The following is a 20,277-nucleotide window of genomic DNA, read 5'->3' on the forward strand; positions in this document are numbered from 1 at the left end:
TATGTCAGAACCTTCTCTAGAGTCTGGTTTAGCTGCTTTGAAGGAAGGAGATTACCAAACAGCAAAAACAATTTTGGCAGTTGTCGCTAAGACAGCTAATAAATCTTGGGCTACATTACAAGCACAAATTGGCTTAGTTGTAGCCCATAGCCATAGTGGTGAAATTGATAGCGCGATCGCATTATGCGAAATCCTGAGTCATAGCAACCATCCTCAGGTTAAACCCTGGGCAGTGCGATCGCTGGCTGAGTTAAAGAAACATAATATTTCTAGGGATAATTCCCACAACACAGGTTTTGTTCCTTTTGATGACGGGGAAGTATATTTACCTCCCCAGTTTGATTTACCTCCACTTCCCCAACTCACACCACCACTTCCCCCACCACTACCCCCTGCAAGGGGACAAATTTTTGAAGTAAATACTCCCAGCAAACCCCAAACTATGTTTTGGAAGCAAACTGGTAGGGCAAAAGTATGGGAAGCTTTACCAAAGGTAAATTTAATTCCTTTGTGGTTGTTGAGTGGAGGGACTTTTGTTGCTTTATTTTGGGTAGCGCGGGAAATAGTTAATTTCATCACAGCAAGCATCAATAATATTTTAGTTTGGTTGCCGTTTCTTGAACCTATTCAATTTCTCTATCAAAACCCCACATCATTTCTGTTATTTACCTTCTTCGTGATAACTGCTTTGTCACCCTGGTTACTAGATTGGTGGTTGCAAGAATTTTATGGATTGCGAAACCTGGAAAAATCAACTTTGGAAAATTATTCACCAGAGTCAATCAGAGTCATTCAGCGTTACTCCCAAAAAAAAGGTTTAAATTTTCCCCAACTACGGATTTTATCAATTTCCGCACCCATCGCATTTAGCTACGGAAACTTACCCCGCACCACCCGTTTAGTTGTGAGTCAAGGTTTATTAGAACAACTTAGCGATGAGGAAATTGCCACAATTTATACTGGAGAATTGGCACATGTCACCCATTGGAATCATGTAGTTATGTCCTCGGTATTATCAATTACATTACCGATTTACAAACTGTATAAACAAGTTTCCCTATGGGGAGACAGAATTGAAAACAATTTTATTAAATTCATTTTTATTGCCCTATCCAGTATTAACTATATAGGTTGGTGTTTATTAACAGGGACAGCAATATTATTATCCAAAATTCGCCCCTACTACAGCGATCGCTTTATTTGTGATTTTACAGGTAATCCCAACGCCCTCAGCCGTGCCTTACTCAAACTTACCATGGGTATTGCCGACGAAATCCACAAACAAGAACAAACCCCCTGGCAATTGGAAAGTTTAAATATCTGCCTCCCAGTTAGTTTCCAACAATCCATCACCCTTGGTAGCCTTGCCCCCAACGTCAGCTTAGAATCATTATTAATGTGGGATTATCTCAATCCCTATCGCTTCTGGTTCACCATAAATAATACTCACCCGTTAATAGGCGATCGCATTCAGCGTTTGTGCCACATTTGTCGTCGATGGAGATTAGAAACCCAACTAAATATCGAAACTTCCCTGTCAATCCCAGTTCGCAAGCAGTCATTTTACCTGCAAATTGCCCCATTCTTGGGTTTTCCCTGCGGTATCCTCGCAGCTATTTTAATTAACTTAGGTTGGCAAATTGCCTTTGCCCTCAAAATTATCAACCTCAAATGGATCTATGATGATAGTGGTTTTATCTTTGGTTGTTCCCTAATTGGTTTGAGTATTGGTATTTTAGTCAGAATCAACTCGCTTTTTCCCCAACTCAAATCCCATAACCTGCAAACCAACGAACATCTCCCCATCCTCCTCAACAACCCCGCAGCCATTCCCCATGACAGTACAGGTGTCCGAATTATAGGTAAACTCATCGGTTGCCGTGGTGTTACTAACAGCCTCGGACAAGACTTAATTTTACAAACCAATACCGCCTTAATCAAACTGCATCACACATCATGGATGGGTCAATCTGTCAACCCCCAAGATGTAATTGGACGGCAAGTGACAGTTACAGGATGGTTGCGACGAGGTGCCACACCTTGGTTAGATATGGAATCCTTAGAAACCCAAAGTGGGAAAACCATTATTAGTATGCACCAAGTGTGGTCTATGGTGATAGCGATCGCATGTGAAGCCTGGGGGGCTTATATACTGCTTAAAGGTTAATGATCCTTTAGTTTAAGCGATCTTTTAGATTAAGCGATCGCGCTGATTGATTTGAGTATTTCCAACAAGTTTTTTCTAGGAACTGCCTTAGTAGTTTGTCAATTTTATTTTGATGGTTGTGTAAAAATCCACAATTTCGTAGAGACGTAGCAATGCTACGTCTCTACAACCATCATTTTTATCTGGACAGACTATTAGTTCTTAAGTGGGAAACCCAACGTCACCATCTTGGTAATGCTAGGTTTCCCATTGAAGATCAGCTTTTCACGACAGTCGTGGTGCATTTAGAAACCCGGTTTCATCATTCTGAGTGAAAAATTGTGATGTTGAACCTGGAGAAACCGGATTTCTGAGATCTCCCCCTTCATCTCCATTCCCCCTGTAAAGTGAAAGCAGCCCAATAAAACGGGTTTTTCCACTCCTTACCCTGCCACATCTGCAACTGTGCTTCCCGCAAAGCCACAGATGGAGACTTACCAGCTAAAACCTCCTTGTAAAATATCGGCATCAACTCCGATGTCCCCTTGTCGCTAACATTCCACAAGGACACCACAGCCCGCTTGGAACCTGCATACATTAATCCCCTTGTCAATCCAACTAACCCCTCCCCTTTGGTGTCCTTACCCAAACCAGTTTCACAGGCACTTAGCACCACCAACTCAGCAGCCCAATCCATGTTGAAAATGTCACCTAAACGTAGATAACCCTTTTCCACAGGTTTACCATCTTTATCAACCTGTGCCAGCGCAATCCCCGATAACTCCGGTTGCTTAGTATCCACCAAGCCGTGGGTAGCAAAGAAGAGATGTTGATATTGTTTGAGTGCCGGATTGGTGGCAAATTCATAATTAGCATCAGCACCAAATGCATGGGTACTTTGCCCAGATGGTAAAAGCTTCAGCATTGCCTCAGCTTCTACACGGGTACCTGGTAGAGGATCTAAACCGCTACGTTTGAGGTTTTTCATCGCCCGTTGCTGCGCTGAATCGTTTAAATTTAATTCCGGGGGGTTTTGTGGGGGAAATAATGGATCAGCAAGTACAGCTAAGATTTTGGGTGAGAGTGGACGCTTATTAAGTTGTTTGCGCTGGGTGGCTATGGCTGTAATTGAGGGGAGATTAACAATTTCGTGGTTAACAAGTAGCGGTTGATAGGAACCTCTCTCCGACGCGGAGAGAGGCTTTGATTTCTCCCCTCCCTGCAAGCGGGGAGGGGTTGGGGGTGGGGTTCCAGGATCTGCTAATGCTGCAAAGGGGATATTCTGCAACGCACCATCAGCAACAATAACTAACCGCTTTTTTCCTAACTTGTTAGCCACAGGTGCCAGAACCATTTGACTCAGTTGGGAAGCTGGTTGATTGATGTCATCTGGATGTTCTTGAGGCTTGTAGATAGCCCCAGATTTATCGAATTTATCCATGACATATCGGAAGTTGGCTACCGCTTTTTCAATAACCTCACCTTTTGGCAGTTCATAAGCTTGAACCGAATCGGGTGTAACTAACCAGAGATAACTCCGTTCTTTTCCCAGGGAATATTGCAGGAGGATAGTGTGTTTATCCAGTTGTTGCTGAATTCCCTTTAATTCCAAAGGTTGAGGATATTTAAGTGCTGCATATTCTGGGCTTTTAGTCAAGATTTGAGTTTTTAATTGTTGTTGTTGGCTGATAATGTCAGCAATTTCATCTCCTAATTTATCTGCTGTGCTTTTAGCGACATCATTGCCTTTTGATGTGCTGAGGATGTCGATTCTGGCTTTTTCTTTCCCGTTGAGTAATTGCTGTAACCGCTGTTCTTCTGCTAGGAGTTGGGGATTTGCACCTTTGCGGATATTTGCCCCAGCTTCGGTGAGTAAGTCTACAAGTCCCCTAGCGCGGGATGCTTCGCTGGTGTTGAGTGCTAATGCGTCGTAGCCTTTTGATGGTTGTTTTTTGTTGAGTTCCATCAATAAGTCGATTTTGAATTTGTAGTAGCTTTGGACTGTGGCGAAGTAGGATGTACGTAAGTCGGGGTTTTTGACGTTGCTGCGGATGCTTTCGACAATTTTTATTGCTTCGTTGATGTTGGTAAGTGCGGTTTCTGGTTTGTCTAGTTTGCGTTGGTTGATGGCAATACTATAAAGTACGCTTGCCTCTGGTTTACTCTCTTTTAACTCTCGCCGTATTTTCAACTCTTCATTCAGAAGATCTATTGCTTTTTGGTAATTTTTTTGTTGTGCATAAGTTATACTCATATCGCCTAACATTTGTGCTTCTCGAACACGTAATCCAGTTTTACGATAATCTGCTAAAACTTTTTCAGATATATCTAATGATTTTTTGTACTCACCTTTCCCACGATATACACCGGCTAGAACTGTGACAGAATGTTCTTCTCCAAAAGAATTTTCCTGAGATAATTTTAATGCGCGATTAGCAGATTCTAATGCTTTAGGGTAATTGTTCAAGAATCTGTATGTTTGCGACATACCTTGAAGTATTTGAATTTCCGACTGGTAATTTTCTTTATCAACTAAAGATAGCGCTTGCTTATAAGACGCAAGTGCCTCATCATACTTATCTTGGAACTGATGAACACTGGCTAAAAATACTAGAGTTTGGATTTCTTGAAGCTTACTTGGTGTGCGCTTAAATATTTCTAATGCTTTGTTGCAAATATTAATACTTGATTGATAATCGCCTAGATACCGATAGAGTTGTGCAATTTTAAGAAGAGTACCAACTTCCGATTTTGGATTTGGTATCGAACGTTGAAGTTTTAAGGCTTTATTATATTCCTCTAAAGCCTGTTGATAATTACCTTGTGATGCATATACATCAGCTTTTAGTCCCAGAGTAAATGCTTGATTGTCCTTATTATCAAATTGAAGCTCTAATGCTTTATCTAAAAATTTTAGTGCTGTTTGATAATCACCTGAATAAGTTGTGTGAGCATTTGCAATCATTTGAAAACTCATAGATACCAGTTGGGTGTCTCCCACTTGCTGCCAGAGTTTCCCAGCTTGTTGAAAGTAATCAATAGCTGTCCGGTAATCTGCTTGTTTGGCATAAATATGACCTATCTGTGCAAGCGTGTTAGCTTTTTTTGATAAATCAGAACCTACCTGTTCCTGTAGTTTTAAGACCTCTTTTAAAGATTCCACTGCTTTTGTTGTATTTCCCAATCTACCTCGAATAACAGCAATATCTTGAAGAATTTCTATTTCTGCTGGAACGTCTTTTCTTTGACGCTGGATTTTTAAAGCTTGCTCGTAATAATGAAGGGCAGTTTTAGTTTCACCAGATAAAGAATAAGTCATAGCTATACTCTGAAGAGTATTAGCTTCTCCTGCCGGATCTTTGAGTGTCTCACGATAAATTTTTAAGGCTTCATTATAATAATATAAAACCTGTTTCGTATCACCGACCCTGATGTGAATACCAGCAATGCTTTTTAAAGTCGTAGCTAAACTATGATATTCTTTATGAGCTAAAAATATTGACTTGGCTTTTTCTAAATATGTCAGTCCTTCTTTTGGATTGTTTGAGTTCATATGCATAACACCAATTGAACCAAGCAAAACTGCTTCACTGATTGGTTGTTTTAGTTCGCGTGAGATATCTAATGCTTTTTGGAAATACTGTATGGCATTTTTGTTGTCAGAAAAAGAATTATAGACATTAGCAATACTTGCTAATAAATCTACTTCCTCTTTGCGTAATCCCAATTCCTGAACCATTTTCAATACTTGTTGATATTTTTCAATAGCTTGTAGATATCCTTCTTTAGTCCCTTTTTTCTCTAACTCCTGTCCTTCCTTATATAACTTGACTCCCTCTTGATATCGCTTTTGCTTTTCTGCACTCAACGGAACCGACGGAGTTGGTACTGTCTGTTGTGCTATTTGCAACTGTACTAACGTTGCCCTTGCCCCTACCGATTCCGAGACTAAAACCACACTCAGTAAACCAATCAAACTGTAACGGGTGAATTTTGTTAGAAAATAACCTAAATTTTCTCTATTTTTCTTGTAAATTGCCATTTTTACCCCTGAATTACTAATTATTTCCATTGCAAATCAACCGTATTTCTACGGTATGCAGATACAGAAGATATTTATTTGCTCAGAAAATATACTTAATTACACGAATACCTTAAAGCCAAAGCGAAGAGAAAGTAAACCTGGTTTCAGTTTTTGCAACAAGATTTAGATCCCCCACTTATTGAAGAAGTCAGGGATCTGCTGCATGAAGACAGTCGTGGTGCGGCGAGAAACCCGGTTTCATTAGTCGCAGTGAAAAATTGTGGTGTTGAATATGGAGAAACCGGGTTTCTGGGGTTGCTGGGTGTGAAAAAAGGGTATGTCAGATCTACAAGCAAGCTGAATGGAACGAAGTACACAGCAAAATACAGATTTCAAGTTTTTGTAAATAAATGTTGCTAAGTTTAAAGAATAATGTTACATTTATTTACATAAGGTTAAGCGACACAAAATTCGACCAAAGTTTGAGGAAACTGTGCTTTACGCCAATCAATTCTGATGTCCTTTACCATTCTTCTTTTTTTTATCTCCCAACACAGCAGAAATTAACCAGCCGATGGCTGGTTTTTATTTATAATTTATTGAAGTTCAGAAAAAGTGTGTTTTATGCTACGATGCTATGATGCAATTGCCAGAAATGTAGGCGTTGAACTAGCTACATAGAAAATACCGTGATAATGTAAGAAATGGTATTTAATTCTCATAAGAAAGTGCTTTGAATGCGTTTTTGGTGGCAACCAGTTAAATTGTTAGAGTTTAGAATTCTTAGATCTAAGATGGGATTAGCGTTCTGCACGCTTTCGTATTATAAAAGCTTCAATCTGATAAGTAACTGTATTGTGAAGGTTGACAGTTTGGAGTAAGCAGCTTGGTTTGTAGGGTGTTTTGTCTATGGCATCCATACATTATTAAAACCAAGCTGGTGTTTTTGGCTGATTATGTTGATTCTAGTCTGGAGGTTATGTCCATGTCTGTACGCCTATACATAGGTAATTTGCCCAAAGAAGAAATCGATCGTCAAGAGTTGCAAGCTGTCTTTGCTGCTGAAGGTGATGCAGTTACAACCAAGTTGATCAAAGATCGGAAAACCGGGAAGTGTCGTGGTTTTGGTTTTATCACCGTCAATAGTGATGAACACGCTGATGAAGTTATTGAAAAATATAACGGTCAGATGTTTAAAGACTCACCCATTAAGATTGAAAAAGCTTTACCTCGTACCAAAGGTGAAGAAGGTGAAGAACAACCAACACCCAAAGCTGCTGGTAGCGGTGCTGCTGCGAACACAAGTCCAAGCTTACCCAGAGAAGCGAAGAAAAGCGGTGCCAAAAAATCCCGTCGCGGGAGTGGTGGTGGAGTTAGAGAAACTTCAACATCTACCGTTGATGGAGATGGAATTCGTCCCGATCCTCGCTGGGCAAATGAATTAGAAAAGCTCAAGCAAATGTTAGCAGCCCAAACCACAAACTAATTGGTGCTATGTTTACTCAGGTTAAAAATTAAAAATCAAGTTAATTTGATTTTTAATTTTTAATTATCTGAGACTCAAAAATTACTCGAACGAGATTTGAAGCAAATTTTGAAAATGCGATCGCACTTGCTGATTAAAGACTGATCTTTGGTCAAATTTCTCTGTACGTGTGGGTTTTCTCTCTCCATCCAACACCCAACCGTAATCACTGGCAAGACGTAGCTTATTAGAGACATCAGAAATAGAAACAAATAATTCAGTTGCCGGACTATTATCCACACCTTGCACGCGGAAAACATAGTTAAAAGTGTTTTGTTTTCCTGGTGCGACAGTTGACGGTTGTCCGTATTTTGCCATCAATAGCGATCGCACTTCCTCAACTAACCCAGGTTTTTCGATATCTTCTAGAGTCCTCACTGCCAAAGTCAGAGCAAAATAAAAATTATCAACTGGAACAAAATCTAACTGCATAGTGCTGGCGATCATTTACCAACTCACTCCCCATATCAAATAAGTGTGGATCATCGCTGCTCATCAACCATGATTTCTCAGCATATCAGGAGGTGGTTTTGATTCCCAAAGTTTCTCTAAATTTAGGAGAAATCAAAAAATAAAATTGATTCAGCAATTCAACTATATATTTATTCATATTTTGTAATAATATAATTTTATACAAGCTACTGATAAAGTAATTATAGATAAAAGTATCTATAGATACAAAATAATAAATATCTTATGTATAACATAATGCCTAGTTAGCCAGAGACAAGCACATAAACTAGATCCAGTTGAACACTTAAAACCTTTGTTAAATATGCATTATTCACTTATGTAAGCCGTAAAAATTTTAGTCAAAAATTCTGTAATAGCAAATCCGTCAACAGACCAATTGTTGATTACATCTGTGTGAAAATTGACTACCTTACCATAAGAAAAACCAATGTATATACTTAGATATTTCAACATATATCTACTAGTGGATGTGTCACTTTCTTGCATATACTAAATTAAAATAAAGATTACTTAACCTTCCCCCAATCTCAACAAATTCGTGGTAAGCGCATACCCGATACCCGCTAGTACCTCGACAACATAAAAAACCAACAAACTATGAACTCTAAAGCAGGACAACGCATCGCCTTAATTTCAGTGCATGGAGACCCCGCGATTGAAATTGGTAAAGAAGAAGCTGGAGGACAAAATGTTTACGTGCGTCATGTGGGTGAGGCACTGGCTCGACTAGGATGGCAAGTTGACATGTATACCCGTCGCATCAGTGCGGCACAGGATGCAATCGTTCAACACAGCCCCAACTGCCGAACAATTAGATTGCAAGCAGGGAACCTAGAATTTGTTCCCCGCGACAACCTATTTGAATATTTGCCGGAGTTTATCAAAAACTTCCAGTTATTTCAAAAGCAGCATAATTTATCCTACGAACTAGTACATACGAATTACTGGTTATCAAGCTGGGTGGGAATGCGTCTCAAAGAACTTATCGGTTGCAAGCAAGTTCACACATACCACTCAATTGGAGCGGTAAAATATAACACAATCAATGACATTCCCCCTATTGCCACCAAGCGTTTAGAGGTTGAGCGTCAAATCTTAGAAACAGCAGAAACAATTGTAGCTACAAGTCCCCAAGAAAAAGCGCACATGCGTCAACTGCTTTCCACCAAAGGAAACATCAATATAATTCCTTGTGGGACAGACATACATAGCTTTGGTTCCATCGAAAGACAAGCAGCACGAGCAGAACTAGAACTTGATGCCGAAGCAAAATTAGTTTTATATGTTGGAAGATTTGATCAGCGTAAAGGTATCGAAACCTTAGTTAGAGCAGTACGTGAATCAAAATTCTTTGGTAATGAACAACTGCGAGTCATAATTGGTGGTGGTAGTGTACCTGGACAAAGCGATGGCATCGAACGCGATCGCATCGAAGCTATAGTTAAAGAATTGGGAATGACAGACTTCGTTAAATTCCCAGGTCGTCTTAGCCAAGACATTCTCCCCACATACTACGCAGCATCTGATGTCTGTGTAGTTCCCAGCCACTATGAACCCTTTGGATTAGTGGCAATTGAAGCCATGGCAAGCGGTACCCCCGTAGTTGCTAGCGATGTCGGTGGACTTCAATTTACAGTCGTCCCCGAAGAAACAGGTTTGCTAGCACCTCCCCAAAACTTTGCCGCATTTGCCACAGCAATCGATCGAATTTTAGAAGATACTGAATGGCGCGATAAACTAGGCAAAACTGCTAAAAAGCATGTTCAAAGCAATTTTAGTTGGGATGGAGTCGCATCTCAATTAAGTGAACTGTATAGTGAAATATTGCAGCCAGCCCTGATTCTCGAAGAGATTGCCCTACTAAGTAAATAAAATTCATTACCTATAGCGGTTTTCAGATGAGTGAAATACGTTGATCTTACTCCCCTTCCCTTGCTCTTAAGGGGTTGGGGGTTAGGTCGGTGTATTGAATACAAGCGATAAATGCTACTACTACTACTTTGAACTGGACGAAAAGCATTCAAATAATTGACTAAATTATAGAATTCCCCTGACTGCAACCATAATTTTCCCGTACCACTAAAATGGCAAACTAGTCCCTCTCCACCCAAAACACCAGTTTTGAGCGAATTAAACGACAAACCACCAACCATGTTCACACTATAATTTAGGTTATTTAAATTGGAAGTCCCTTATAGAAAATCTAGGGAATTCAAGTGTACACCGTGGGACAGAGCCTAGGAACCAGTAGAGTTTATGCACTTAGTTGATGCTGCTGACTGCGGTGGGAATTAACTACATCAAATCGAATAGTGCTAGCAGCCCAGTCCTTTAAATCGGGTGCTAACCATACCAATTTTCGTAAGATTTCGTCGTTTACCCATAACACCAAAGGGAAATCAAATTTCTTCCGCAATTCATCCCGCATCAGGTTGGTGGAGGCAATCAGATTATTAATGGCGATCACAGACTCTAAACCATGAATCATAAGAGCTTCAGGGTTTTTTCCATCAAGATTTTTAACGATAGTGGAATATAAAGTATCTGATGTCGGTGACAGTGTAATTTGTCTAATATTAGTAGATGAAAATTCCTTAAGTAAACTCACTGCATCTCGCTGACGCTGTAAAGAGTTGCAGCAAGCTAACAACAGGGAGAACTCTCCGCAGGAAACAGCGATCGCTCTTGCCAGAGTTCTGGTTGCTGTCGTACATTCTATAGTAGTTTTTGATGCATTTACTAAACTAAACATAGTATTTCAGTTTTTTAAAATTAGTAGTATCAATGAAAACCAAGCACTCCATCGCCATCAGCTAAGATTTTAAATAGTGAGTAGCTGTGTTCACACCGTATATATTAGATAGCCTGTCACAATTCTATTCATGCTTATGGTTTTCAGGGTGCGGTGTATGACCCCACACTAGTGATTAAGTGTCAGAAAAATATAATAGTATTAATACTTAGGAAAAGGACTAGTTATATGAAAAAATTCGACTTTGATTTAAGTAATTTCTAAGTAAACCTCGCCCATCATAAAAAGTGGAGTTTCCTCATTGCGGTGCGAAATAGACGAGGTTTAATATCTGAATAATTTTAAAATTGTTATGGATAGTTGGGATTACCGTTACCAATTACCGAAATTTTGTGGCGGTAAACAAGCTCTCCACCATACCACCCAGAGATACCCAAAGCTGTAGCAGCAATCAGTGAGATCGTAATTCCCCAAGGTAAAACCCCACTGACGGGATCATTCCAGCGAATCGCTAAGTTAATAGTAGTTAGCATTAATACAGTAATATTGAGAGCCATATGTGCCCAACCAGCAGTACGTTTGCGAACCCGTTCGATGCGTAAAAAATCCAGCATTCCTGTAACTGCGGCTGCAATTCCCCCAGCTAAACCACCAATAATTAGCCAATAGGCAGCAATTGCCCAGAAATTATCCCGAATAAACCAAAAAATAACATCGCTTAAGGTTGCTCCCACTAAGAAAGCGACTGGAAATTGGACAAGAATCGGGTGAATCGGATGTCCGAGTACGGCGACTGGTTAGAGTCGATGTGGGGTATTATCCCCAGCACCTCTCTGTTAGAACCGTGCGTACGCATTTCTGTGTACACGGCTCCCGATATTCTTAAGGGATAATCCTTTTGCTCATGTGTATATAATCATGACAAGATTCGTGTATTGCTAGAAGATTTTTAGGTTTCCAGTTGTCATGATTTTCGTCAATGTGATGTAGATGTACTCGTTCTTCACTCGTAAATTTTAGTCCACAGTGACCACATGTATGGTTTTGCTTTTGTAAAGCTTTAGAGGTTGCTCCGTCATATAATTTACTGTTGCGTTCGCTCCAGTAGATTAAGTCTCCATCGTAGGGGGATTTATTTCCTTTGACCATGACATAACTGAATTCGGAGTAAGGGACTGCGGGAAATGCTTTTTCAATCAACTTCGTTGTTGATTCTCGCGTTAGCTTCGTCTCCTTGTTGAAGATTTTCCATGTTCTGAGTCTGGTGTGCCAGAGTGAAAACCTTGACCCGTCCATTTTGCAGAAGCGATGGTAGTTTCTCCATCCTCTAACTATAGGCGCTAGCTTTTTGGCTTTTACCTTAGAACCATAATTGGAGCAGTTAATAATAGCTTTTAATTTCTGACGGAATTTTTTGAAGTTGTCCTTTGAAGGGGTACTTCTGAATTTTCCGTTACTTTGCACTTTAAAGTGCCAGCCAAGGAAATCGAAGCCATCTGTCGCAGCGGTTATCTTGGTTTTCTTTTCGCTTACTTTCATTCCTCTTGCTGCTAAAAAACTGTCAATATCGGCAAGTATTTTTTGTGCATCGTCTTGAGGTCTGATTATTATTACCATGTCATCCGCGTAGCGTATTGATGGTTCTGTAATATCTTTTCCTGCGGTTTTGTTAGTAATTTTAGAACCATTTCTGTGGTATCTGTGAATACTTTCAATTCCGTTTAAGGCGATGTTAGCTAAGAGTGGACTCACGACTCCACCTTGTGGTGTACCTTGTTCTGGAAATTCCGGGTTTATTCCGGCTTTTAGGCATCGGAATATTCCTAATTTAACCCCTTTTGGGGCGATAAGATTTTCCATTATAGATGTGTGTGATATCCTGTCGAAGCACTTTTCAATATCAAGTTCTATAACTCTTTTATTGATTCCATTGTTATTGGAGCGAAGATGGGTGAGTAGGACTGTCTGGGCATCATGTGCCGAGCGTCCGCTTCTGAACCCGTAACTTCGAGCATGGAAGGTTGCTTCGTGTGCTGGTTCTAAAGCATATTTTGCGAGGCATTGCCAAGCTCTATCTGCCATAGTTGGAATTTTAAGCATTCTGGTAGTCCCATCTTTTTTGGGGATGGGGATTTCCCGTAGTCCCTGGTGTTTCCAGTTATTACATGATGCTTTAAGCAGTTCTGATAGCTCGAATCTCTCACGAAATGTAAGGGACTTTTTACCGTCGATTCCTGCTGTTTTCTTGCCAGCATTTAATTGTGATACTTGTCTAATTGCCAAGAATCTAGCCGCGCAGGATTTCAGAATAAGTTTTTGTAAGGACCGCGCTTTCTGCTTGTTTCCTGCTTCAACTGCTTTGAACACTCTCTTTTGTAGGCGGAATAACTCTTTGCGAAATTTCTTCCACGGTAGATTCTTCCAAGATTCACTAGTCTCGTGACTGTGCCTAATCATGCTCTTCTCCATTAAGTGTTTTCTGAATACCTTGCAGCAATTACGCCGCATCCTACCCGAATCAAAGGAATTCTGTATCTCGTCTTACCTACCTGGGATTCGACAGTCCCAAGACCTTTGGCTCGTTTTTATTCGTTCCCTCAGATGATTGATTGTTCCGTTAGGTAGTGCCAATTTAACCATCAGACCCCCAGATTCTTGCCACTGTCCAAGTACTTAACGCGGCGGGGATTAACTCTGATGAAGTCGGGTTCTGAGGATATGTCCCGCTTGCGTATAGGTCACTTTTCTAGGCATCGGTTTTACCGTGGGAACTCCCCATTAGCGCCAGTGTCCACCCATAACGGTAGTCTGATTGCGCCCTGTTCCTAGCTTCACTCTATAGATAACGAGTCTATTCGGTGTAGGCAGATAGGGATTCAAGCATGAACCTTGCTGGTAGGACTTACACCTACATAATCTGAGAGTTCAACCATTGTTGGTTGGCTTAGTTATGTACGGGCTGATTACCGTGATTCACTAAGCAACGAATCGCACTACTTGGTACGCCTGTATCATGGAATTCGCGGCTGTCACTCTCAAGTATTTTAGGAATATTTGGGTATGGTGTGGTACTTTGCTCTTGTGTATCCATTGTTTTAAATTAATTGTTGAGTCAATTTATCCAAGCTTCAGTAATCAACATCATTTCTCTACGCTGATAATGTTTGATTTTTCTTCTGTAAATCTAGGAAATTGCTTCGTGATTTTTATCTATCTAACGATGGAGCAATCAATTAGATTTCATCTATCGAAAATGATAGATGACTCAATTGTTAAACAGTTGATTTTTGTATATCCTGAGTTTCCCCACTAATCACTCAAAAGTAAGATGAAGGTTAATTAGGATCTGTGGCAACCTGATATTAAGCGAGTAAAAACTCATCCGATTCGAGGAGAACACACAAATGGTTGCTACTTTAGATGATACTAAGCGCTCTGCTATTGCTACGAAGTTGGCAGACATGAAGCAAATTCAAGAATTGTTGATTGCTAACGAGCAACAGTTTTTACAAGAATGTAAAGATCCAGAAATTAGCGATCGCTTCCGCAAAATGCTTGAAGATGATCAAAAAAATATGGGAATTTTAGACACCGTAGTCATACAGTACGGTATACAAACCAAATCTGAAGAAACCATCACCCGCATGGTGGAAAAGATTCAAGAATTGATGAAAGGTTCAGAATTAAGCTTGTATGAAAAAGTCTTCCAACATGAATTACTGAAGCACCAACAAGTAATGACTGGTTTGACTATTCATAAAGCAGCACAGAAAGTCGGTGCTGACGTAATGATGGCAATTGGACCTCTAAACACCATCAACTTTGAAAACCGCGCTCACCAAGAACAACTTAAGGGTGTTCTGGAAATATTAGGTGTCCGCGAACTCACCGGACAAGATGCTGATCAAGGTATTTGGGCAAGAGTCCAGGATGCAGCATCTGCCTTTAGTGGTGCCGTTGGTAGTGCTATTACCCAAGGTTCTGACAAAAAAGATATGAATATCCAGGATGTGATTCGCCTGGATCATGGTAAGGTTAACACCTTATTCACCCAACTATTGGCAACTGACGATTCACAAAAAATCCAAGAGTACTTCGGTCAAATCTACAAAGATTTGTTAGTACACTCGATTGCGGAAGAAAAAGTTGTATATCCTACAGTTCGTCCTTTCTATGGAGAAGGTGATACCCAGGAGTTGTATGATGAACAAGCTGAATTGAAAGCGATGTTAGACCAAGCTAAGGCGATCTCAACATCCTCACCTCAATTCAAAGAAAAAATTAAGCAAATCATAGATGCAGTTGGCGATCATATTCGTCAAGAAGAAACTACAATGTTTGCAGCTATTCGCAACAACCTCAGTAGCGAACAAAGCGAACAATTGGCTACCAGGTTTAAAGCTGCTAAGAGCGAAGAACAGCAAAAGATGGCTGGTATGCGCTAGATGAAATTTTGGACGGATGGAGTGATGAGGTGGTAGTTCACCGCTTCATTCGTCAATTAATTTCCTTCTATCATTAGACAGCTTTAAAAATGTATAGGTGCCTCCTTCCTTATGTCTGTAAGGCTTTGATATTGGCACAGTCCAGTAGTCTAGTCTGTCAACATAAACATGATGGTTGTAGAGACGTAGCAGTGCTACGTCTCTACAAAACTGTGGATTTCTAGACAACCGTCAAAATATAACTGACAGACCACTAGAGAAAAGGGGCTTTATCTGCGTATAGTAATAGTATTCAGTACCTGAAAAATTGGGCTTTTTGGATTATTTTTGGATTATTTAACTTGGCGATTAATTCCATTCATGGAAACATCTGGAAATATCCAGATGGCGATAGATAAATGGCTGTTTACTCAACATCTTAATGGTAAACATCTTCCGACACTACGCTTTTATATATGGTCGAATCCGACTATTTCCTTGGGTTATCATCAAAATAATTACCCAGAAAGCTGGGAAAATATAGTTTGGCAAGGAAAAAAACTAGATTTAGTGAAGCGTCCTACTGGTGGAAGGGCTGTTTTACACCAAGGTGATTTGACGTATAGTGTGGTGACATCTGGTCTCAGTAATAGCAGAATTCTAGCTTATCAAAAAATATGTGAGTTTTTGATTTCAGGTTGGGAAAAATTGGGAATTAGTTTGAGTTATGGTACCGCAGGACGGGGATATATTCACAATCCTAATTGTTTTGGGACTGCAACAAATGCGGATTTGGTGACTCAGGAAGGTTATAAGTTAATTGGTAGCGCTCAATTGCGGCGCAATGATGTGATTTTACAACATGGTTCGATGCGTTTGCAGCCAGATGAGGAGTTGTTTGCGCTGGTATTTGGAGAGAGTATTTCGCAATCTTTGAATTTTCCCGTGGATATATCCATTGACGATGTTACTACAGCGTTGATTGAGGCAGCACGCGATCGCTTTCACGCTGAATTCCATGTACAGGGGTTCTCGGATGCAGAATGGCAGGAAATTCTGAGTTTTGTTTAGAGTACCATCAAATAAGTATTTTTAGGCTGCAATAACAACATTTGTGATCACATCTTCTGCATATCCGTTCTGTTCCCATGCACCTGTAACTAATCCTGCAACACCAACAACAATCAGTCCCATAACGGGAATTTTTTGTAACTTCTTAAATTCTGTCATCTGGAAACAGCGGCAATCTCCAGTTGTCACCAGTCTTGCCCAATGTTCGCAGTTGAAGCGGAATAATTCATATTGCCAACGTTCATGGAAGGTTTCTACAGAGAGATGCAATGCTTTGTTAATTTTTTCTCGTTCCCAATGATTTACCCACTTTGCAGGCTGGAAACGATGCCAATCTATGTGCCAAATTGCTAATTTTCCGGTATCTTTTTGCTGATTGCAGCGAATAGGTTCCCAAGCTAAAGACTCTACATCGTTTAATTGAACTGAGAAATGTAAGATACTTGGGTTTTGCAAGTCACGGTGATACAGCAACTGCCCATAGTGCGGATGGGAAAGATTATTGTCAATTAGAGAATGAAGTGACATGGGTGTATTTAGTTGAAAAATAAATTAAAGAGAGACGTGACATATCTCGTCTCTAATAACCTGTTGGAATTATCACCTTGAGAAGTTTAGAACTAATTCATGATTGATTTTGCTAAATTATCTAATTGTAACCCTGGTGGATAGTTCCTATCTGCTTTGATATTTTTTATGTCACTATCGGTAATTTTCAATTTGAGTTTTTGAGCTAATGTTCTCACAATATCGCCTTTATCAATAATACCCGCCACTGCGCCTGCTGGAGACAGTACTGTAATATGTGACAATTCCTCAGTTTCCAATAATTTGATGATTTGAACCAAGCTTGCTGATTCTTCCACACTGGCTATTTCTGTGAGAGGAATGACAATATTCTGTACTGTTTGGTTCTCCCATTCACTTCTTTCAATTAATTGCAACTTTTCGGGAATCACTAAACCTTGATAGCGTCCATCTGCATCCGCAAAATAGATTTGTTGGCGGTTATTTTCCAGTAAGTAAGCATCAGCAAATGTCCGTAAACTTTGCTTGGCATCAATCACCCGAAAATCCCTAGTCATTGCCTCACTAGCAATGGTATTAACTAGAGTTTCCTGTAATGTGGCAACCCGTTGATAGCTGGTGGCATTGCGAATGGCAAACCAACCCAGTAACATGATCCACAATCCCGTAAATAAATCCTGAGTGTAATAGTCCAGCACAAAGCTGAACGCGATCGCACTATAGCCCAAAATCTGTCCGGCTGTTGCTGCACCTCGTACTGCTTTAAATTGGTTGCCTGTGGCTTTCCACAATGCTGCTTTTAACACTTGTCCCCCATCTAAGGGTAAGCCGGGAATCAGGTTAAATAGAGCTAAAACTAGATTTATTCCTGCTAAATCATTAGTAATTTTACTGACAATAGATGTATCGTTAAATGAAATTGCTACAGATTTAAATAGTAAAAATAGAATAATACTAACGGCTGGTCCTGCGATCGCAACTTGAAACGCTTGGCTTGGGGTTTTGGATTCTTCCTCAATCATCGCCATTCCACCAAATAGGAATAGAGTTATGGAACTAACCTTAATTCCCTGGGATTTTGCCGCTAAACTATGTCCCAACTCATGCAACAATACCGAGGTGAACAGCAGTAGTGCCATCACTATGCCAACAGTCCAACCAACAGTAGTTCCCAACTGTTGATAGGAGGAACCGAAATTCCAAGTTGCTAATCCCAAAATAATAAACCACAGAGGATCTATATACAGAGGGATTCCAAATAAAGAACCGATTTTCCAGCGTTTTTGCATAGGATTATCTTGAAACAAGAAATGTTAAGTTTATGATGTATCTCTAGCATAAACAATCTGATTCCCAATAATCCAGAAACCTGTGTGAGTAAGGTTACGGTTAACCGTCATTGCGTAAAGCCTAACGGCATACAAGAAACGCCAAGCGTGTCCGAAGGACTTGGAACGAAGCAATCTCAAGGTTTATCACTTCCAACGAGCGAACGATTTACGTCACGCAAGCTAGAACTAGCTCCTCCGGAGCGGCTGGGAGCCTTTCTTTAATGCCCAAATGGCTATACGTTCAGCTACGCTGTTTTCATGCCCAAAGGGCTGTACGGATCTCAACCCCAAACACCAAAAACCTTCACTGCGATAGACGTTGATTTACAATTGTGAATAAACAGTAAATTTAAACAAGTATGCACCCTATATTAAAGGTTGATATTTCCGAATTAAGTGTATCTGAACGTATACAACTAGCTGAGGATTTATGGGATAGTATTTTGCTGGAATCTGATGCTTCGGAATTTCCCTTAAGTGAAGGTCAAAAACAAGAATTAGATAGACGTTTAGAATTACATCGTCAAAATCCGCAACAGGGTTCCACTTGGGAAGAGGTTAAGCAGCGATTGGGTTTTGATAAATGAGTTATCAGCTAATTATTAGCCCAGAAGCGGAATTTGATATCGAAGATGCTTTTAAATGGTACGAAGAAAGTAGTTCCGGGTTAGGTTCAGAGTTTGTCCGTGCTATCGATGGCTGTTTGGCGCTAATCGGACGCAATCCTTTTGCCTACCCCAAAGTGTACCAGGAAGTGCGACGAGTATTAATACGTCGATTTCCTTATGGGGTGATGTATGTAGTGGAAGAAGATGTTATTACTATAATTGCTTGCTTTCACATTAAACGTGACCCGAAAGCATGGCAAAATAGAAGTACTTGAATTCTACAAATATCACCCGAAAAACCACCTTTTAAAGCTCCAAAACCAAGAATTCAGTACCTGGACAAAATATTTACAGCCATTGCGATCCCACTTCCACTCAAACCTACTAAAAACTCCCTCCGTCATTGCGTAAAGCCTAACGGCATACAAGAAACGCCAAGCGTGTCCAAAGGACTTGGAACGAAGCAATCTCGATATCTTCAACACCAACGAGTCAAAGCGATCGCCTGAATATTAAGCGACACCGTAATCAGTATATTGACGCTTGTATGGAGCTTGCAAACCCAAGACAATATCCTCTGGTGGTACTCCCATCACTACTAACTCCTCTGCGGGATTGCGATCGGTTAAATTCTGTTGTAGCCAGATTTTGCCATCCTTAATATCAAAATGCATCACGCATCGATAAATACGATTCAATCCTTGCCAACCGACATTCATCCATTGATAATGATTACGTTCTGTGTCTAAAATGAGTTGAACCTCGACATCGTTATCTGATATATCATCACTGGCATAGTTCGTCAAAAGTTTTGTAACATACTCTTGATATTTTGTTAGTTTATCCACTGTACAATCACCTCATCTATTGGATTGTAAACAATTAATAGTACCTGATACTGTTTTATCGCAGTTTTCGTAAATTCAAGCTGAAAAAATGTTTTGTACGTATCAAATGGAACTGCTAAGTATAATAATCGCTCTGGTTCGTAACCTGCTAATGCTAGACGGTAACTCAGGAATTGTCCCAAAGCGGAGTAAAAATCTGTAATTGCGGAGGGGTTTAAAAAGCTTTTGATTTCAATTGCTATCTTTTGATTTTCTTTTTCTGCGGCAATTATTTTTTCTGCACCTAAATCAATTTGAAAGTTGACTTCTCCAAATTTAAATTTTAATGGATCGCTAGTAATTATCCATTGTTCTTTTTGCAAAGCTTTTTTAACTGATTCATGGAAAATATCTTTTGCAGACACAGTGAAAAAATATGATTCTTGGATATGATATTTCCCATATTAGGGACTTCCAAGAAATAATTTCTCCAATTTTGTGGAGTGGGCTTCTAGCCCGCTCAATATAAGGACGGGCTGGAAGCCCATCCCACAAGAAATAATTTGG

General features: G+C 40.0%; 18 protein-coding genes and 2 pseudogenes. 9 read left to right on the plus strand and 11 right to left on the minus strand.

The genetic code is table 11. The features are described 5' to 3' along the window. Position 1: 1 nt before the first annotated feature. Both CAL6303_RS14075 and CAL6303_RS30375 read left to right on the plus strand, forming a co-directional pair. Positions 2-2,167 carry a M48 family metalloprotease gene (locus CAL6303_RS14075; RefSeq protein WP_015198470.1) on the plus strand — a complete coding sequence of 722 codons (2,166 nt, stop codon included), beginning with the start codon at positions 2-4 and terminating at the stop codon, positions 2,165-2,167. Positions 2,168-2,319: 152 nt separating this feature from the next. Beyond that, positions 2,320-2,481, plus strand: coding sequence for a hypothetical protein (locus CAL6303_RS30375; protein WP_015198471.1), 162 nt, complete (start codon positions 2,320-2,322; stop codon positions 2,479-2,481). 50 nt (positions 2,482-2,531) lie between these two features. On the opposite strand, the gene CAL6303_RS14080 is transcribed toward CAL6303_RS30375, so the two are convergent. Further along, complete coding sequence (locus tag CAL6303_RS14080; protein WP_015198472.1) at positions 2,532-6,218, minus strand: CHAT domain-containing tetratricopeptide repeat protein; 3,687 nt, start codon at positions 6,216-6,218, stop codon at positions 2,532-2,534. A gap of 123 nt (positions 6,219-6,341) precedes the next feature. Between CAL6303_RS14080 and CAL6303_RS14085 the strand changes: the two genes are divergently transcribed. Next, complete coding sequence (locus CAL6303_RS14085; RefSeq protein WP_041739597.1) at positions 6,342-6,590, plus strand: hypothetical protein; 249 nt, start codon at positions 6,342-6,344, stop codon at positions 6,588-6,590. 565 nt (positions 6,591-7,155) lie between these two features. Further along, entirely contained in the window at positions 7,156-7,656 is a 501-nt protein-coding gene (locus CAL6303_RS14090) for an RNA recognition motif domain-containing protein (protein WP_015198473.1), read from the plus strand. 81 nt (positions 7,657-7,737) lie between these two features. On the opposite strand, the gene CAL6303_RS14095 is transcribed toward CAL6303_RS14090, so the two are convergent. After that, positions 7,738-8,127, minus strand: coding sequence for a hypothetical protein (locus tag CAL6303_RS14095; protein ID WP_041739599.1), 390 nt, complete (start codon positions 8,125-8,127; stop codon positions 7,738-7,740). Positions 8,128-8,766: 639 nt separating this feature from the next. Between CAL6303_RS14095 and CAL6303_RS14100 the strand changes: the two genes are divergently transcribed. Next, positions 8,767-10,041 carry a glycosyltransferase family 4 protein gene (locus CAL6303_RS14100; RefSeq protein WP_015198476.1) on the plus strand — a complete coding sequence of 425 codons (1,275 nt, stop codon included), beginning with the start codon at positions 8,767-8,769 and terminating at the stop codon, positions 10,039-10,041. Here the strand turns inward: CAL6303_RS14100 and CAL6303_RS29305 are convergent. From CAL6303_RS29305 to CAL6303_RS30380, 5 genes and pseudogenes are all read right to left on the minus strand, one after another. Continuing rightward, a pseudogene (locus CAL6303_RS29305) lies at positions 9,966-10,331 on the minus strand (AIM24 family protein); the annotation flags it as partial. The gene CAL6303_RS14100 and the pseudogene CAL6303_RS29305 overlap by 76 nt on opposite strands. 92 nt (positions 10,332-10,423) lie before the next feature. Next, positions 10,424-10,921: a hypothetical protein gene (locus tag CAL6303_RS14105; protein WP_015198477.1), complete on the minus strand. Its 498-nt coding sequence runs from the start codon at positions 10,919-10,921 to the stop codon at positions 10,424-10,426. A 350-nt stretch (positions 10,922-11,271) separates the two neighbouring features. Further along, a pseudogene (locus tag CAL6303_RS14110) lies at positions 11,272-11,715 on the minus strand (DUF2231 domain-containing protein); the annotation flags it as partial. An 88-nt stretch (positions 11,716-11,803) separates the two neighbouring features. Then, entirely contained in the window at positions 11,804-13,378 is a 1,575-nt protein-coding gene (locus CAL6303_RS14115) for a group II intron reverse transcriptase/maturase (protein WP_015198478.1), read from the minus strand. 487 nt (positions 13,379-13,865) lie between these two features. Further along, the gene (locus tag CAL6303_RS30380; RefSeq protein ID WP_158333157.1) at positions 13,866-14,012 is read right to left on the minus strand and encodes a hypothetical protein; all 147 of its coding nucleotides are present in this window, start codon (positions 14,010-14,012) and stop codon (positions 13,866-13,868) included. 313 nt (positions 14,013-14,325) lie between these two features. Here CAL6303_RS30380 and CAL6303_RS14120 point away from each other — a divergent pair, with 313 nt between their 5' ends. Beyond that, on the plus strand, positions 14,326-15,366 hold the full coding sequence (locus CAL6303_RS14120) for a hemerythrin domain-containing protein (protein ID WP_015198479.1): 1,041 nt from the start codon (positions 14,326-14,328) through the stop codon (positions 15,364-15,366). A 384-nt stretch (positions 15,367-15,750) separates the two neighbouring features. Next, positions 15,751-16,416 carry a biotin/lipoate A/B protein ligase family protein gene (locus tag CAL6303_RS14125; RefSeq protein ID WP_238993697.1) on the plus strand — a complete coding sequence of 222 codons (666 nt, stop codon included), beginning with the start codon at positions 15,751-15,753 and terminating at the stop codon, positions 16,414-16,416. Positions 16,417-16,437: 21 nt separating this feature from the next. Here the strand turns inward: CAL6303_RS14125 and CAL6303_RS14130 are convergent, their stop codons facing one another. Both CAL6303_RS14130 and CAL6303_RS14135 read right to left on the minus strand, forming a co-directional pair. Beyond that, complete coding sequence (locus tag CAL6303_RS14130; protein ID WP_015198481.1) at positions 16,438-16,944, minus strand: hypothetical protein; 507 nt, start codon at positions 16,942-16,944, stop codon at positions 16,438-16,440. A gap of 92 nt (positions 16,945-17,036) precedes the next feature. Further along, positions 17,037-18,233, minus strand: a complete 1,197-nt coding sequence (locus CAL6303_RS14135; protein ID WP_015198482.1) for a site-2 protease family protein — start codon at positions 18,231-18,233, stop codon at positions 17,037-17,039. Positions 18,234-18,634: 401 nt separating this feature from the next. On the opposite strand from CAL6303_RS14135, the gene CAL6303_RS14140 reads away from it, so the two are divergent. Together CAL6303_RS14140 and CAL6303_RS14145 are read left to right on the plus strand one after the other, a co-directional pair. Then, positions 18,635-18,862, plus strand: a complete 228-nt coding sequence (locus CAL6303_RS14140; RefSeq protein WP_015198483.1) for an addiction module protein — start codon at positions 18,635-18,637, stop codon at positions 18,860-18,862. Further along, entirely contained in the window at positions 18,859-19,158 is a 300-nt protein-coding gene (locus tag CAL6303_RS14145) for a type II toxin-antitoxin system RelE/ParE family toxin (protein WP_015198484.1), read from the plus strand. Before CAL6303_RS14140 ends, CAL6303_RS14145 begins: the two co-directional genes overlap by 4 nt. Positions 19,159-19,395: 237 nt before the next feature. Here the strand turns inward: CAL6303_RS14145 and CAL6303_RS14150 are convergent, their stop codons facing one another. Together CAL6303_RS14150 and CAL6303_RS14155 are read right to left on the minus strand one after the other, a co-directional pair. After that, a complete protein-coding gene (locus CAL6303_RS14150; protein ID WP_015198485.1) occupies positions 19,396-19,731 on the minus strand; it encodes a XisI protein in 336 nt (111 codons plus the stop codon). Continuing rightward, positions 19,719-20,135 (minus strand): XisH family protein, encoded by a 417-nt coding sequence (locus tag CAL6303_RS14155; RefSeq protein WP_015198486.1) that lies wholly within the window; start codon positions 20,133-20,135, stop codon positions 19,719-19,721. Before CAL6303_RS14155 ends, CAL6303_RS14150 begins: the two co-directional genes overlap by 13 nt. Between the last annotated feature and the right edge of the window lie 142 nt (positions 20,136-20,277).

This window comes from Calothrix sp. PCC 6303, from assembly GCF_000317435.1.
Taxonomy (GTDB): Bacteria; Cyanobacteriota; Cyanobacteriia; order Cyanobacteriales; family Nostocaceae; genus PCC-6303.

Bases quoted from the DNA above. Each gene is read 5' to 3' on its own strand.
- CAL6303_RS14135 (WP_015198482.1), bottom strand. From the start codon at position 18,233: ATGCAAAAACGCTGGAAAATCGGTTCTTTATTTGGAATCCCTCTGTAT.
- CAL6303_RS30375 (WP_015198471.1), top strand. From the start codon at position 2,320: ATGCTACGTCTCTACAACCATCATTTTTATCTGGACAGACTATTAGTT.
- CAL6303_RS14100 (WP_015198476.1), top strand. From the start codon at position 8,767: ATGAACTCTAAAGCAGGACAACGCATCGCCTTAATTTCAGTGCATGGA.
- CAL6303_RS30380 (WP_158333157.1), bottom strand. From the start codon at position 14,012: ATGGATACACAAGAGCAAAGTACCACACCATACCCAAATATTCCTAAA.
- CAL6303_RS14130 (WP_015198481.1), bottom strand. From the start codon at position 16,944: ATGTCACTTCATTCTCTAATTGACAATAATCTTTCCCATCCGCACTAT.
- CAL6303_RS14145 (WP_015198484.1), top strand. From the start codon at position 18,859: ATGAGTTATCAGCTAATTATTAGCCCAGAAGCGGAATTTGATATCGAA.
- CAL6303_RS14115 (WP_015198478.1), bottom strand. From the start codon at position 13,378: ATGATTAGGCACAGTCACGAGACTAGTGAATCTTGGAAGAATCTACCG.
- CAL6303_RS14120 (WP_015198479.1), top strand. From the start codon at position 14,326: ATGGTTGCTACTTTAGATGATACTAAGCGCTCTGCTATTGCTACGAAG.
- CAL6303_RS14075 (WP_015198470.1), top strand. From the start codon at position 2: ATGTCAGAACCTTCTCTAGAGTCTGGTTTAGCTGCTTTGAAGGAAGGA.
- CAL6303_RS14140 (WP_015198483.1), top strand. From the start codon at position 18,635: ATGCACCCTATATTAAAGGTTGATATTTCCGAATTAAGTGTATCTGAA.
- CAL6303_RS14125 (WP_238993697.1), top strand. From the start codon at position 15,751: ATGGCGATAGATAAATGGCTGTTTACTCAACATCTTAATGGTAAACAT.
- CAL6303_RS14090 (WP_015198473.1), top strand. From the start codon at position 7,156: ATGTCTGTACGCCTATACATAGGTAATTTGCCCAAAGAAGAAATCGAT.
- CAL6303_RS14095 (WP_041739599.1), bottom strand. From the start codon at position 8,127: ATGCAGTTAGATTTTGTTCCAGTTGATAATTTTTATTTTGCTCTGACT.
- CAL6303_RS14080 (WP_015198472.1), bottom strand. From the start codon at position 6,218: ATGGAAATAATTAGTAATTCAGGGGTAAAAATGGCAATTTACAAGAAA.
- CAL6303_RS14105 (WP_015198477.1), bottom strand. From the start codon at position 10,921: ATGTTTAGTTTAGTAAATGCATCAAAAACTACTATAGAATGTACGACA.